Here is a 14,387-nt window from a genome sequence, read left to right on the forward strand (position 1 = left end):
CGGAATTATCAGGCCTCAGATCGCTCGACCAAGAGCGCTCAAACGCAAAAGCGCTCAAACGATGGTGAAGTCGGCGTAAGAAAGCTGCAGATGCGTGCCGATATACGCAAATTTGATTTGCGCCTTCGATCCGATTCCATCGGGATCGTAGTAAAGGACACCCGCCTTCTCATCGTAGATGATCCGATCGTCTGCATCATGGGCTGCGGTGCCTGTCCAGAAAGCCTTCTCGTCAAGAAGACCTTTTGCTCCGATCTTCTTGAAGATCGCTTTCGACAGGCGGATGGTATCGTCGGCAACGTTGAAGTCCATGATCCGATCGACCTGATCGCGACCAAGCTTGGTGTCGAAGACGAATGTGTCGCGGCCGGCTCCCCCATAAAGACGGTCGGCCCCCTCTCCGCCGAAGATCACATCGCGGCCGTCACCGCCCTTGATGGTATCGCGACCCGCTTCTCCGCGCAGAACGTCATTTCCGGAATCGCCCTTGATGCTGTCGTTCCCGGCGCCACCGTAGATGGTGTCAGCGCCTTCGTTCCCGACGAGATAATCGTCTCCGCCTCCGCCATAGATGCGGTCGTTCCCCGTCATTCCGTAGAGCCGGTCGCGAGCCTCCGACCCATAAATGGAATCGTTGCCGCCATAGCCGAGCATGACACCGCCGTGCGAGGCCGCATGAATGACGTTGTTGGAGGAATTGCCGTATCCGTAGGTCGCGTCGCCCGTCAGGATCAGGTTTTCGAAGTGCTTGGGTAGAACGATATCTGCGGAGCTGTATACCGTGTCGATTCCCTCTCCCGCAGCTTCGACGATGACGTCGCCGGCGGACACGATGTAAACATCATCTCCCCTGCCGCCCGCCATGGTGTCGACACCCGCGCCACCATCGAGATAATCGTTGCCGTCCTCGCCATACAGAGTGTCGTTCCCCTCACCGCCGAAGAGCGAGTCGTGGCCGACGCCTCCTGCGACGGTGTCGTTACCGTCGTCGCCGTAGAGAACGTCATTCCCTCCATGAGAACCGATGTAATCGTTTCCGGCGCCGCCATGGATCGTGTCGTCATCGGCGCCGAGAACAATCCTCTGGTTACCGGAATCAGCCCAAACAACTTGAGAGCCGGCCCCACCGGTGATCGTGACATCGCCGATGACCGCGACGAAATCGATGTTTTGAAGTTCGAGAGTCGAGCCCGAAGGCAATCCGCGAGCATCGATGACAAGCGCCGTCATCGGCGCACCGGGCGCTGCCGGATTTCCTGAAATCGCGAGCGGGCCGGAAGACAAGGCCTGAGCGGTCGGTGTGATGGAGAGAACCACCATCGGCGTGTTCGCCGGCAGGCTTTCGAGAAAATTGGAGCCGCCGTCGATAAGTTCGTTCTGGTTGGTGGAACCCGGTGGTGTGTGCGCTGCGATCTCGCGAATAAGACTTGCAAGCGAGCGATCTGCGGATTGCGGAGTGATCGAACCGGATGCCTGAAGGCCGACACCCGTGGGGATTTGGGCAAGAATGACAGTCTGCCCATTGGTCGTCACGAGCGGGATATCCGCAACGTCGGAGTTGCCCGCATCATCCACACGCGTATTCGTGATCACGGGAACGACGATGGTCTGCGAGGTCGAGCCGTCCGGGTTGTTAACGACTGTCGTGGTGACGGGAACGCCATCAACCTTCGGACCGTTCACCGAAACGTTGAACTGCACGCTCGTGGTTCCGCCGTGACCGTCGGAAACGTTGACCCGGACTGCCAGCGTGCCTTCATCGGCGAGGGTCGGCGTCCCGGAGAAAGTCCGCGTGAGAGCATCGAAGGCGAGCCAGAGAGGCAGAGGTTGCCCGTTGCCCAACGTCGCGGTGCAGGACAGCGTGTCCCCATCCGCATCCGCGAAAGTGTTACTGGCAAGTGTGAAGCTCCACGCAGTGTCCGTGGCGAGAGATTGATCGGCAACCGGCAGATTGACCGACGGCGCATCGTTGACTGACGTGACCCGTGTCGAAATCGTCGCACTCTCGACGTCTCCAGAGCCGTCGTTGATAATGACATTGAAGACCGTGTCTTCGCTCGTTCCGGGCGTAATGGCGTTCTGACGCGGCGCAAAGACGAAGTCCCGAACAGCCGTCTCCGCCGCAGCGCCGATATTGGCGGTCGCGGCGAATGTGCGCGTATAGACGTAGTCGTTTCCAACCTCTGTCCGCGTCCAACCGGCAGTGGTCAGACTTGTGAAGTCTCCCCGATGCGCTCCGTCGACAATCCGCACCGTCACCGCCGCCGACTGGGTATCGGGATCTGTGATGGTCAAAGTCGCGAAAGGCGAAACGGTCGCATTGTCGTTACCAGCCTGCAATACGACCTCGCCGCCGATAGTCGTGACAGTGTTGGGCGTGTTGTTGGAAACCGACTCCGATAGCGATGCGAGCCCGTTCCCGGCAGCATCCTTGAAGCTGCTGCTCCCGTTGCTCGCGTTATATGAGAGTTGAACGACCTGGCCGTCGCGAATGGGAGCGGATAGGGTCAACGTGACGGTCTTCGTCGCATTGTTGACGGCAAACGATGAAACCGTCTGCACCACACCGTCGACAGTAACACTGAGGCCGTCGAGAGTTGTGGGCGTGACGCTTTCACTGAACGATAGGGTGATGGACGAGCCGCTCGCGCTTGCCGAAACCAACGTCGGCGCAGCGGTATCGATCACAAGATTTTTGGAGGCGCCGAGAGATCCAGCTGCCCCTGGAACGGGAAGCGTGAGGACCGCGTTGTTGCCGGCAGCATCGCGAATGGTGCCACCTGCGAGGGACAAGGCCAACGTGCTCGCGTAGTCCAAATCGGCCGAGGTATCACCCGCTCCAACCGTGTAATGGAACGTGAGTGTATTCGTGCCGGAGCCGGAAACATAGGCGGCCGACTTGCCCGTGTTCAAAGCCAGCGCCGGAGTACCGGTCACCGTCACAGCCTCATCGAAGCTGATCGTGATGGCGATGACACTACCTTCCTTGTAGCTGCCATTGGCGGTCGTGGCCGAAACGGCACCGATCTTCGGATCGACCGCGTCGATCACCAAGTTCTTGTTCGCACCGAGCGAACCGGCGACACCGGGAGCGGGCAAGGTCAGGACAGCGTTGTTCCCGACGGCGTCACGGATCGCGCCTCCGTTCAGCGCCAGCGCGGTGGTGCTGATGTAGTCGAGGTCCGCAGAGGAATCGCCTGCTTGTACGACATAGGTGAAGGTCAGCGTGCTGCTGCCGCTGCCGAAACTGTAGTTCAGAACCCGATCAACCGCGCCGGTTTCCAGAACCAGCTGCGGTGTGCCCGTGACGGTCACGCTCTCGTCGAAAGTGACCGTGATGGAAATGATATCCCCTGTCTTGTAGACACCATTCGCCGTCGTCGAGGAAACGCTCGTCACGGTGGGCTGATGGGCGTCAACCGCATCGTTGCTTTGGCCGATCGGCGTCGTAAAGGCGGAGTTCTGGTTGCCCGCGGTATCCTTCAAGACGAGACTGACCGGAAGATCCGCGCCCGCCGCATAATCGGTACCGCCAGCACCAACCGTGAATTTCGCTGTGTAGGTCGTGTTGTTGATTTTGACGAAATTCGAGAGCGCGAAGCCCGCGATGGATCCCGAGGAGAGCGTGTAGGTATCCGCGTCGGCAGCAACTGTGATGGTCACCGTCACGATGTCGCCGATCTTCATCGGAGCATTCGGAACGCTGACCGACGTGATTGCCGGAGGCGTTGTGTCCGGAGGTGGCGTGTCGGTATCGACAACCAGATTATCAATCCAGAATGTGGAGGTCGGGTTGATCGAGGTGTCGGGGATGTTGAAATCGTAGATCACCAGCGACGTGCCGAGTATCCCACTCCCCGCCCAATCGATGTGGCTCCACGATTCCGAGCCGACGAAGACATTGGCCGCAAAATCGGAGTCCGGAATGGTGGAGTTGGCGAGCACCATGTTCGCGGTCCACATGCCCACGTAAGCGGGAGTGCCGTCATATCTCACATCGACGGCGTTCGGCTTGATGAGGTTGCCGTTGACGGCAGTGATCTCGATCCGAAACGCGGACGACCCGTAAAGAGGATCCTCCGAGAAATTGAGCCGGCCATTCGCGAAATTGAGGGTCCAGTTGCCTTGGGCGGTCACCTGGATTCTCAGTCCGCCGACCTCCACGATCCCATCGCTTGCGTCGCCATCCGTGATTTCGGCCGGCCCAAACGTAACGGTTCTATATGCCATGACAACGCCATCTCGAGAAAATTACGTTGCGTCAGGTATCATATCGAAATTGGGAAAAGAAGCGCCATTCTTGCAGAATTCAGCATCATTAATTCTTACGAACCCTACGTAATGTAAACTAGTATTTCACACGTGCTACTTGTCGAGATTCTAACCGAAGTGAGATGATCGTTCGCGCCAGTTGCCGTGGTGACCACACTTCTAAATTGTCATCGCCACCAACAAGATGTGTCGCGTGTTACGCCAATCCGATCCGCGCTCAATTGAGAGAACGACGTGCGACAACCGAAGCGTGCTGAGAACGGTCAATACGCCCGCGACACCGATCGTCCTCGCGATAGCACCGAGCTTCAGTCTCCGTCTCTTCACGACCTCTCAAATGGCGAAACCACCAACACGTTATCGCCAAAGTAGAATGAGACAACGTCCTGAATCGATGGCCAGAACCGGAAACCATTCGCGCAATCGAGGGCCCTCCTCTTTCGGAAGGCTCGCGCATGATACCATGAACCAATTGCAAATTGGTTCACAATCGGCTTAGCATTGTTTCGCGAATCCCTTCATTTGGGAAAGAACGCGGAAGTTGGGGCGGCACCAATGACAATATTGGTTCATACCGGGAACGTGGAATGAGCGAGCCCGAGTCTTCCTCGGACAGCTCCGATTTCGCGCTCAGGCAGCTTCGCGCCCTTTTGGACAACAGGCCAGCGGGTGAGGAGAAGCAATTGCCGCCCGAACGAGGGCTCGCCCAGCAGATTGGCGTGGGGCGACGCTCTCTCAGGCGTGCGCTCGATGTGCTCGAAGCCGAAGGCCGGATCTGGCGACATCAGGGCAAGGGCACTTTTCTCGGGCCGCGTCCACTTCACGCGGAGACAAGCCTCGAAGTGATGTCCAGCCGGACAAACCCGCTCGAAGTCATGGAAGCACGACTCGAAATCGAGCCAGCCCTCGCGCGATTAGCCGCCTTGCGCGCCTCGAACGGTGATATCGAGCGCCTTGAGCATCTTGCACGCAAGACCGGGACATCCGCCGCAACCGATACGGACAACCGCGAATTGTGGGACGGCGCCTTTCATCGCGCCATCGCCGAAGCGGCGGGCAACAGCCTGCTCTTTTCTCTCATGGATATGATCAATCAGATCAGACAAGACCCAACGTGGCGGCGATTGCGGGAGCAAGCCCGCTTGCCGGTGAAAGAGCAGACTTACGTTCACTATCACCACCAGATCGTCGCTGCCATCGCCGCCCGTGACGGAAGTGCTGCGGAACAGGCGATGCGCGAGCATCTCGAGTCGGTTCGCAGGAGTCTGGTCAAGATCATGACGAACGCTGCAACCAATAACTCCGGCGGGCAACAATCAAATGACCAAGGAAGACCTGCGGCATGATCAATGACAGCGATCTCCTGACGAGAGAAACCAGTTCCGTGAAAAAACCGCTCGCATCGGCCGCCCCGGAACCGCTCTTGCGTGTCGAGAATCTGTCGATCCGTTTTGACGGCGCGCCGCAGGGCGTGAACGTGGTCGACGACGTGTCCTTCTCTCTCGCCAAGGGCAAAACGCTCTGCATCGTCGGCGAGTCGGGTTGCGGCAAAAGCGTGACGGCCCTTGCGCTCATGGGACTTTTGCCAACTCCCCCGGCGCGGATCGTCCGGGGCTCGGCCTTCTTCGAAAACCAGGACCTTTTGAGCCTGACTGAACGCCAACGAGCCGATCTTCGCGGCAACCGGGCGGCGATGATTTTTCAGGAGCCCATGGCCTCCCTCAATCCGGCGTTCACCGTGGGCGATCAGATTGCGGAAGGGATTATCCGTCATCGCAATGTCTCGAAGGCGGAAGCCTGGGAACGTGCGCTCGAAATGCTGCGCCGGGTCCGCATCCCCGCACCGGAAAAGCGTCTTCGCGCCTATCCGCACGAGCTTTCCGGCGGCATGCGCCAGCGCGTGATGATCGCCATGGCGCTCGCCAACGAGCCGCAGCTTCTTATCGCGGACGAACCCACAACCGCGCTCGACGTGACGATTCAAGCGCAGATCCTTTCGCTTATCCGCCGCCTTCAGGAAGAAAGCGGCATGTCGATGATCCTGATCACGCACGATCTCGGCGTCGTCGCTGAAATCGCCGATGAAGTGGCGGTGATGTATGCGGGGCGCGTCGTCGAATCAGGTTCCGTCGAGGCGATCTTCGAAGATCCGCAGCATCCTTATACGATCGGCCTCATGGGCTCCGTGCCCTCGCTCGGCCGCCGTCAAGGACGTCTCGCGACGATCCGCGGCTCGGTGCCGCCGGCCGAAATGATGCCGAAGGGATGCCGCTTCGCGCCGCGTTGCCCATTCGCCGAAAGCCGTTGCACCACCGAGCCGCCGCCGCTCGTCGATGTTGCACCAGGGCATCTCGCGCGCTGCTGGTACGCGCCGCTAGAACAACACCGTGGAGTGGTTTCATGAGCACTGAGAGTGAAATCATTCTTGAGGGCGTCGATCTCGTCAAGCATTTCGGCGGCGGAGGTCTTCTCTCCTCGCCGACGATCGTTCGCGCGGTCGATGGCGTCTCGCTTCAAGTCAAGCGTGGCGAGACATTCGCTATCGTGGGCGAATCCGGTTGCGGTAAATCCACGCTTGGCCGCCTGCTCCTTCGCCTCATCGAAGCGACAGCCGGAGACGTGCGCTACGAAGGGCATTCCATCCGCTCGCTCAGCCAACGCGATATGCGCCACCTGCGCCGCGAATTGCAGATCATCTTCCAGGACCCGTTCGCATCGCTCAACCCGCGCATGAGTGTCGGCGACATCATCGGAGAGCCGATTGCACTGCACGGTCTTGCGCAAGGGAGCGCACGACGCGAGCGAGTGGTCGATCTTCTGCGGACGGTCGGTCTCGTTCCCACCCATGCTGATCGCTACCCGCATGAATTCTCGGGCGGCCAGCGCCAACGCATCGGTATCGCCCGTGCTCTTGCCGGTGAGCCGAAGTTGATCATCGGCGACGAGCCCGTCTCAGCACTCGACGTTTCGATTCAGGCACAGATCATCAATCTTCTCGAAGACTTGAAGGAGCAGTTCGGCCTCACGCTCGTGATCGTGGCGCATGATCTTGCCGTGATCCGGCACATGAGCGACCGGGTTGCGGTGATGTATCTCGGCGAGATCGTCGAACTCAGCGAGACTGACGATCTTTTCGACAACCCGCTTCATCCCTATACGCAGGCTCTCCTCACCGCGATTCCGGTTCCAAGCCCCATTGGTCGCACGGCGAAACCCCTTTTGCAGGGCGATGTTCCGAGCCCGACCGCGCCGCCTTCGGGCTGTCGTTTCCACACGCGCTGCCCGCACGCGAAAGCGTTGTGCCGCGAGCAGCATCCGAAACTCGAAGCCGCTCCGGATGGGCGGAAGGTTGCATGCCATTTCTGGCGCGACATTCAGAATGCGGGAGCGGGCGCCCTTGCGGCCCCTCCCCCGAGCCCAGCGCTCGCGAAGCGCCTCGAGCTCTACAGAACTTGGCGTAACCGGCAGGAAAAAGCCGGCGCGTCGGGCCATTAACCCCAGAGGAGAGAAGCGTATGAAACCCTTTTCCATGATGGCCGTGACGGTCGGGCTTTTGATGAGCACCGCCGTCTCGGCCCAAACACTGAAGATCGGCCTCAACGATGATCCCGACGTGCTCGACCCGCATCGTGCGCGAACCTTCACGGGCCGCATCGTCTTTGCTTCGCTGTGCGACAAGCTCGTCGACATCACACCCGACCTGAAATTCGCGCCCGAACTCGCGACCGAATGGAAATGGGGCGAGGACGGCAAGACGTTGACCTTCAAGCTTCGTCCGGGCGCTACGTTCCACGACGGCGAGAAGATCGATGCGACGGCAGTGAAAGCCAATATCGACCGCGCCCGCACGTTGCAGGACAGCTTGCGCAAGAGCGAACTGACCTCCGTCGAAAGCGTGGAGGTCGTAGATGACCTGACCGTCGCCATCAAACTTGCTCGCCCGGACGGCACGCTACTCTCGCAATTGTCCGACCGCGCCGGCATGATGCTCTCGCCCAAGGCTTTCGCCTCTGCGGATTTCGGCCAGAAGCCGGTTTGCTCCGGACCGTTCAAGTTCGTCGAGCGCGTTCAGAACGACCGCATCGTTCTCGATCGTTTCAAGGAACATTGGAACGCGAAGGCCTACAACTTCGACCGTGTCGTCTTCACACCGATCACGGATACGACGGTGCGTCTCGCCAATCTCAAGGCCGGCAACCTCGACCTGCTCGAGCGGCTTGCGCCGAGCGACGTTCCGAGCGTCAAGAGCGATGCCAAGCTGGTTTTCGCTCCGATCAGCGGCATCGGCTATCAAGGCCTCACGATCAACACCAATAACGGCGAGCGCTCCAAGACCCCGCTCGGCCAGGACAAGCGCGTCCGCCAGGCGCTGCAACTCGCCGTCGACATGGATGTCATCAACGAAGTCGTCGGACAGGGGATCTACCCACCGGCGACGCAGCCCTTCCCGCTCGCCAGCCCCTACCACGACCCCAAATACGACAAGCGCAAGCGCGACGTGGCGAAGGCGAAGCAGCTTCTAAAGGACGCGGGCCTCCAGAGCGTCAAGTTTGAGCTCACTTTCGGAACAAGCACGACCACGCAACAGATCGCCGAGATGATCCAAGCGATGGCAGCGGAAGCCGGTTTCGAGATCACTCTTCGCCCGACCGAGTTCGCTGCCATGCAGAAGGAAGCGACCGCCGGTAATTTCGATGTCAACGTGATCGGCTGGTCCGGCCGCGTCGATCCCGATGGCAATATCCATGCTTTCGCCACCTGCAAGGGCGGGCTCAACGACGGCAGATATTGCAACCCGGAGATCGACCGCATCCTGAATGAAGCACGTTCGTTGACGGATGAAGGGAAGCGCAAGGCTCTGTACGACTCTGCGCAGACCATTTTGCTCGACGAGCTTCCGATCATCTACACGTACTATCAGCCCTGGCCCTTCGCGCTGACGAAGAAGGTGGATGGCTTCAAGCCCTATCCTGATGGATTGATCCGTCTCAAGGGCGTGAAATTCGCCTCCTGATCGCTCATAAAATCGCGTGTCCGGCGGCAAAGCCGGACACGCCTCGCCATCCCTCTCATTGTAGATGACAGAGCCTCATGCTCCGCTATATCGCCAGACGCCTTCTGATTGCGATTCCGACGATCCTTCTCGTGTCGGTGCTGGTTTTCACCTTGCAGCAACTCCTGCCGGGCGATCCGGTTCTGACAATGGCCGGCGAAGAGCGTGACCCGCAGGTCCTGGCCTTTCTCCGTGAGAAATATCGCCTCGACGATCCGATCCCCGTGCAATATTTCGCCTGGATCGGGCAAGTGCTCCAGGGCAATCTCGGCATTTCGCTCCGCACCGACATTCCGGTGATGACGCTCATCCTCAGCAAGCTTCCGGTCACGATCGAGCTCGCCATCTTCGCGATGATCGTCGCGCTCGCCATCGGCATTCCCGCCGGCATTATCTCCGCCGTCAAGCGAGGAACGCCTATCGATTACGCCGCGAATGTGGTCGCGTTGTCGGGCCTTTCGATTCCGAACTTCTGGCTCGGTATCGTCATGATCCTGCTCGTCTCGGTGCGTTGGCAGCTTCTCCCCGCTTCGGGTTTCGTTCCCCCGACGGAAGATCTGTGGCTCAACATCAAGACCATGATCATGCCCGCCATCGTGCTCGGAACCGGCCTTGCGGCGAGCCTGATGCGTCACACGCGAAGCGCCATGCTCGGCGTGCTACGTTCCGACTATATCCGCACCGCGCGCGCCAAAGGCTTGCTCGGTCACGTGGTGATTTTGAAGCATGCGCTGCGCAATGCGCTCATGCCCATCATAACGCTCTCGACCCTGCTTTTCGGTGAACTTCTCGCCGGCGCTGTTTTGACAGAGCAGATCTTCACCATTCCAGGCTTCGGAAAACTCGTCGTCGATGCCGTCTTCAACCGCGACTACGCGGTCGTACAAGGCGTCGTGCTCTGTACTGCTGTCGGCTTCATTTTCATGAACCTCCTCGCCGACATTCTCTATGTCCTCGTCAATCCCCGTCTGAGGCACGCCCGATGACTCTTGCAATCACCGACGAAGTCGCTCTTCCAAAGAAGCGGAGCCGCGTTCTCGCGAAATTCCTGAAGAACAGGGCAGCCGTCTTCGGCGCTGCAATCGTCCTGTTCTTCGTTCTCGTGGCCATCGTCGCGCCATTCGTCGCGCCGTTCGACCCCACCAAACCGAGCTTCTCGGCGATCCGTAAAGCGCCGTCGGCGCTCCACTGGTTCGGCACTGACGAACTCGGCCGCGACGTGTTCTCGCGCATGCTTCTCGGCACCCGTGCTTCGTTGAGCGCGGGCGTCATCTCGGTCAGCATCGCTATCGTCCTCGGTGTGCCGTTCGGCCTAATCTCCGGCTATTTCGGCGGCTGGCTCGACGCGTCGATTTCTCGTGCGACGGAAGCATTGCTATCCATTCCGTTCCTCATCCTCGCAATTGCGCTTGCCGCCTTCCTCGGCCCGAGCCTCACGAACGCCATGATCGCCATCGGCTTTTCCGCCATGCCGATCTTCATTCGCTTGACGCGCGGACAAGTTCTCTCCGTCCGCGCGGAGGATTATGTGGAAGGCGCGCGCGCCATCGGCCTCCCGGATTTCTGGATCATCGTCCGCTATATCCTGCCGAACGCATTGCCGCCGATCCTCGTGCAGGCGACGCTGACCATCGCATCCGCCATCATCGCGGAAGCGAGTCTCTCCTTCCTTGGCCTGGGACAGCAACCGCCGAACCCCTCCTGGGGCTCGATGCTGAACACGGCCAAGAACTTCATGAGCCAGGCCCCATGGATGTCGATTTTCCCGGGCTCCGCCATCTTCCTCGTCGTGCTTGGCTTCAACCTCTTTGGTGACGGTCTGCGCGATGCTCTCGATCCTCGCGAAAACTAAATCACTCAATTCGGATCAGCTTCATGTTCACTACACGGCCTGAAATACTCGGCACTTTCGGTGTCGTTACCTCGACGCATTGGCTCGCTTCAGCCTCCGGCATGGCGATGCTGGAGAAGGGTGGCAATGCCTTCGATGCTTGCGTTGCATCGGGTTTCGTCCTGCAGGTCGTCGAACCGCATCTCGTCGGCCCTGCGGGCGAAGTCCCGGCGGTTTTCTATTCGGCAAAAACCGGCAAGGTCGAAGTCCTGTGCGGCCAGGGTACGGCTCCGAAAGGAGCGACCATCGATTACTATCGTAGCGAGGGACTGACGCTCATTCCCGGCAACGGCATGCTCGCCACCGTCGTCCCCGGTGCATTCGACGCCTGGATGTTGCTGTTGCGCGACCACGGCACTTTGCGTCTGCGCGATGTGCTGGAACCTGCGATCTATTATGCGGAACAGGGGCACCCGCTCCTGCCGCGCGTCGCCGACACGATCAAGGGTCTCAAGACTTTCTTCGAAACGGAATGGCCGACGTCCGCCGCCCTTTTCCTGCAAGGCGGCGACGCTCCCGCGCCCCGCAAGCTCTTCCGCAACAAACCGCTTGCCGAAACATGGAAGCGCGTCTTACGCGAAGCCGAAGCCAAGGGACGTGGCCGCGAAGGTGAAATCGAAGCCGCGCGCGAGGTTTTCTACAAGGGCTTCGTCGCAGAGGCGATCGACAGCTTCGTCCGCTCGACAGAAGCGATGGACCAGAGCGGCTCCCGTCATAAAGGCGTCCTCACCGGCGACGACATGGCGTCGTGGTCCGCGAGCTATGACACTCCCCTCACCTACGATTATCACAATTATCGGGTGAACAAGATCCAGCCCTGGGGCCAGGGACCTGTGTTCCTTCAGACGCTCGCATTGCTCAAGGGCTTCGATCTCGCGGCCATGGGGCATTCAAGTGCACCCTTCCTGCACAACGTCGTCGAGGCGATGAAGCTCGCCTTTGCGGATCGCGAGGCCTATTACGGCGATCCGAATTTCGTGAAGGTGCCGATGGAGACGCTTCTCTCGGACGCCTACAACGATGAGCGCCGCAAGCTGATCGGCGAGCGCGCCTCGCTCGATCTGCGCCCCGGCCACGTCGATGGCTACGAGCTGCAGGTCGAACGGACCATGAAGGCCCTGCGCGATCTCTCGACGACCGATCGCAAGGTGACAGGCGGCGAACCGACCCTCGCCTCGATGCGATCGGCGCGCCGTGGCGACACGGTCCATATCGACGTGGTCGACCGCTTCGGCAACATGATCGCCGCCATGCCGTCAGGCGGGTGGCTGCAATCCTCGCCGGTCATCCCGGAACTCGGCTTCATGCTGAACTCGCGTGCGCAGATGTTCTGGCTGGAATCGGGTCTGCCGGCGAGCCTGGAGCCCGGAAAGCGCCCGCGGACGACGCTCACTCCGACTCTCGCGGAAAGAGATGGCAAGCCCTACATGGTGTTCGGCTCGCCGGGTGGCGATCAACAGGAACAATGGCAGTTGCTGCTGTTCCTGCGCCACGCGCATCACGGCCTCAATCTGCAAGAGGCCATCGATCTTCCCATGGCCCATACGGCGCATTTCCCGTCTTCGTTCTATCCGCGTGAGCAGAAACCGGGTCACCTTGCTGCCGAGGAAACCTTCGGCAAGGAGGCTCTGGACGAATTGCGCACTCGCGGACACGAGGTCGAAGCACTGCCGGCCTGGACCGTCGGCCGTCTCGTGGCGGCAAGCCGCGATGCGGACGGCCTCTTGCATGGCGCGGCAACGCCACGGCTTATGCAGGCTTACGCCGTAGGACGCTGAGGCACGGCGTCTCTTTCACAAGCAGGAAGATCTCAACCGCCATAGCGCCGTTACTCGGCAGCGCTATGGCGGTCTTGAGCACTCTTGCACAACGCCATCAAGGCTCTCGAAGGGCGGCTCGACGCTGAAATCAGGATCACCTCGCGAAACTAAAGAGGGTCATTCCGCCGCTTGTCAGTCTTCCGGCAAGACCCTATCGGCCCCAGGTTTTCTCTAAAACTCTGATCCAGTTTTCGCCGCAAATCTTGCGCACGGCCTCGTCGTCATAGCCCTTATTGCGCAGGGCGGCGACAAGCGCAGGCAAGCGGCTGGCGTCGCGCAGGTCGTTCGGCACGGTCGTGCCATCGAAATCCGAACCGAAGCCGACGCGGTCGAGGCCTATCCGCTCAACCAGATAATCGATGTGGCTCACGAGCTCTTCGAGTTTCGTATCGGTGTTCTTCGTGCCGTCGGCGCGAATGAACATGGTGCCGAAGTTGACGCCGACGAGACCGTCACTTTCGCGGATGGCGTCGAGCTGGCGGTCCGTCAGGTTGCGCGAATGCGGAGTCAGTGCATGAACGTTGGAGTGGCTTGCCACGAGTGGTGCATCAGACAATGCGGCCACGTCCCAGAAGCCCTTTTCGTTGAGATGCGACAGGTCGATCATGATGCGGAGTTCGTTACAGGCCCGCACCAGCGCTCGCCCTTGCTCCGTCAGGCCCGGGCCGAGATCGGACGAGGACGGGAACCGGAACGGCACGCCGTGGCCGAAGATGTTCGAGCGACTCCAGACCGGGCCGATGGAGCGCAAGCCCGCTTGGTGGAGCACATCGAGCATCTTCAAATCAGGGTCGATCATCTCGGCCCCTTCGACGTGTAACACCGCCGCCAAAGAGCCTTGTGTCATGGCGTTACGAATATCGCCCCCGGTCCGGCAGATCTTCAAACCGCCATCCGACACGCGTTCCATGCGTGTCAAAAGCGATACCAATTCCAAGGTCGCAGCCTGGGCCTCGACGAGCGACGGCGCGAGAGGCTCCGGCTTGCCGTCGCTTCCAGTCCCGGTGGCGGAGGACGGCACGTAGACAGCGAACAACCCGCCCGCGAAGCCTCCGGCGCGCGCCCGGGGCAAGTCGAGATGTCCGGTCGTACCCTCCTGAAGAAAGTCACGCTCCGCCGTCTTGCTTCCTGTGCGCCAAAGGCGAAGCAGCACATCATTGTGGCCGTCAAAAACGGGAACGTTGGTTGCCATGGTATCACACCGGGAGCGAGGGAAGGCACGAGCCTCAGGATGCGCCGGTTTAGGAGCGAATGACACCCTTCGGCCAATTCAAATTGCGCAGGAAACGATGCCGGTCTTGCATAGGACAATCGCGCCGACAGCCTGATGCAAAGCCTGCATAGGGGATGC

Annotated in this window: 9 protein-coding genes; 7 read left to right on the forward strand and 2 right to left on the reverse strand. The window is 60.1% G+C overall.

Going from position 1 to position 14,387, the window contains the following annotated elements:
- Window positions 1–54: 54 nt before the first annotated feature.
- Window positions 55–4,230 (reverse strand): putative Ig domain-containing protein, encoded by a 4,176-nt coding sequence (locus AB4072_RS01365; protein WP_441965110.1) that lies wholly within the window; start codon window positions 4,228–4,230, stop codon window positions 55–57.
- Between the two features lie 629 nt (window positions 4,231–4,859).
- On the opposite strand from AB4072_RS01365, the gene AB4072_RS01370 reads away from it, so the two are divergent.
- From AB4072_RS01370 to AB4072_RS01400, 7 genes are all read left to right on the forward strand, one after another.
- A complete protein-coding gene (locus AB4072_RS01370) occupies window positions 4,860–5,618 on the forward strand; it encodes a FadR/GntR family transcriptional regulator (RefSeq protein WP_441965111.1) in 759 nt (252 codons plus the stop codon).
- Window positions 5,615–6,676 (forward strand): ABC transporter ATP-binding protein, encoded by a 1,062-nt coding sequence (locus tag AB4072_RS01375; protein WP_441965112.1) that lies wholly within the window; start codon window positions 5,615–5,617, stop codon window positions 6,674–6,676. The genes AB4072_RS01370 and AB4072_RS01375 overlap by 4 nt, the downstream gene beginning before the upstream one ends.
- Window positions 6,673–7,767, forward strand: a complete 1,095-nt coding sequence (locus tag AB4072_RS01380; RefSeq protein ID WP_441965113.1) for an ABC transporter ATP-binding protein — start codon at window positions 6,673–6,675, stop codon at window positions 7,765–7,767. The genes AB4072_RS01375 and AB4072_RS01380 overlap by 4 nt, the downstream gene beginning before the upstream one ends.
- Window positions 7,768–7,786: 19 nt before the next feature.
- Window positions 7,787–9,286 carry an ABC transporter substrate-binding protein gene (locus AB4072_RS01385; protein WP_441965114.1) on the forward strand — a complete coding sequence of 500 codons (1,500 nt, stop codon included), beginning with the start codon at window positions 7,787–7,789 and terminating at the stop codon, window positions 9,284–9,286.
- Between the two features lie 77 nt (window positions 9,287–9,363).
- On the forward strand, window positions 9,364–10,311 hold the full coding sequence (locus AB4072_RS01390; RefSeq protein WP_441965115.1) for an ABC transporter permease: 948 nt from the start codon (window positions 9,364–9,366) through the stop codon (window positions 10,309–10,311).
- Window positions 10,308–11,177 carry an ABC transporter permease gene (locus AB4072_RS01395; RefSeq protein WP_441965116.1) on the forward strand — a complete coding sequence of 290 codons (870 nt, stop codon included), beginning with the start codon at window positions 10,308–10,310 and terminating at the stop codon, window positions 11,175–11,177. Before AB4072_RS01390 ends, AB4072_RS01395 begins: the two co-directional genes overlap by 4 nt.
- Before the next feature lie 23 nt (window positions 11,178–11,200).
- A complete protein-coding gene (locus AB4072_RS01400) occupies window positions 11,201–12,994 on the forward strand; it encodes a gamma-glutamyltransferase family protein (RefSeq protein WP_441965117.1) in 1,794 nt (597 codons plus the stop codon).
- A 193-nt stretch (window positions 12,995–13,187) separates the two neighbouring features.
- Here the strand turns inward: AB4072_RS01400 and AB4072_RS01405 are convergent, their stop codons facing one another.
- Window positions 13,188–14,228, reverse strand: coding sequence for a dipeptidase (locus AB4072_RS01405; protein ID WP_441965118.1), 1,041 nt, complete (start codon window positions 14,226–14,228; stop codon window positions 13,188–13,190).
- Between the last annotated feature and the right edge of the window lie 159 nt (window positions 14,229–14,387).

Source organism: Microvirga sp. 2MCAF38 (assembly GCF_052115485.1).
GTDB lineage: Bacteria > Pseudomonadota > Alphaproteobacteria > Rhizobiales > Beijerinckiaceae > Microvirga.

Excerpts from the sequence above, each read along its gene's own strand:
- AB4072_RS01375 (WP_441965112.1), top strand. The coding sequence starts at position 5,615 with ATGATCAATGACAGCGATCTCCTGACGAGAGAAACCAGTTCCGTGAAA.
- AB4072_RS01405 (WP_441965118.1), bottom strand. The coding sequence starts at position 14,228 with ATGGCAACCAACGTTCCCGTTTTTGACGGCCACAATGATGTGCTGCTT.
- AB4072_RS01390 (WP_441965115.1), top strand. The coding sequence starts at position 9,364 with ATGCTCCGCTATATCGCCAGACGCCTTCTGATTGCGATTCCGACGATC.
- AB4072_RS01400 (WP_441965117.1), top strand. The coding sequence starts at position 11,201 with ATGTTCACTACACGGCCTGAAATACTCGGCACTTTCGGTGTCGTTACC.
- AB4072_RS01365 (WP_441965110.1), bottom strand. The coding sequence starts at position 4,230 with ATGGCATATAGAACCGTTACGTTTGGGCCGGCCGAAATCACGGATGGC.
- AB4072_RS01370 (WP_441965111.1), top strand. The coding sequence starts at position 4,860 with ATGAGCGAGCCCGAGTCTTCCTCGGACAGCTCCGATTTCGCGCTCAGG.
- AB4072_RS01385 (WP_441965114.1), top strand. The coding sequence starts at position 7,787 with ATGAAACCCTTTTCCATGATGGCCGTGACGGTCGGGCTTTTGATGAGC.
- AB4072_RS01395 (WP_441965116.1), top strand. The coding sequence starts at position 10,308 with ATGACTCTTGCAATCACCGACGAAGTCGCTCTTCCAAAGAAGCGGAGC.
- AB4072_RS01380 (WP_441965113.1), top strand. The coding sequence starts at position 6,673 with ATGAGCACTGAGAGTGAAATCATTCTTGAGGGCGTCGATCTCGTCAAG.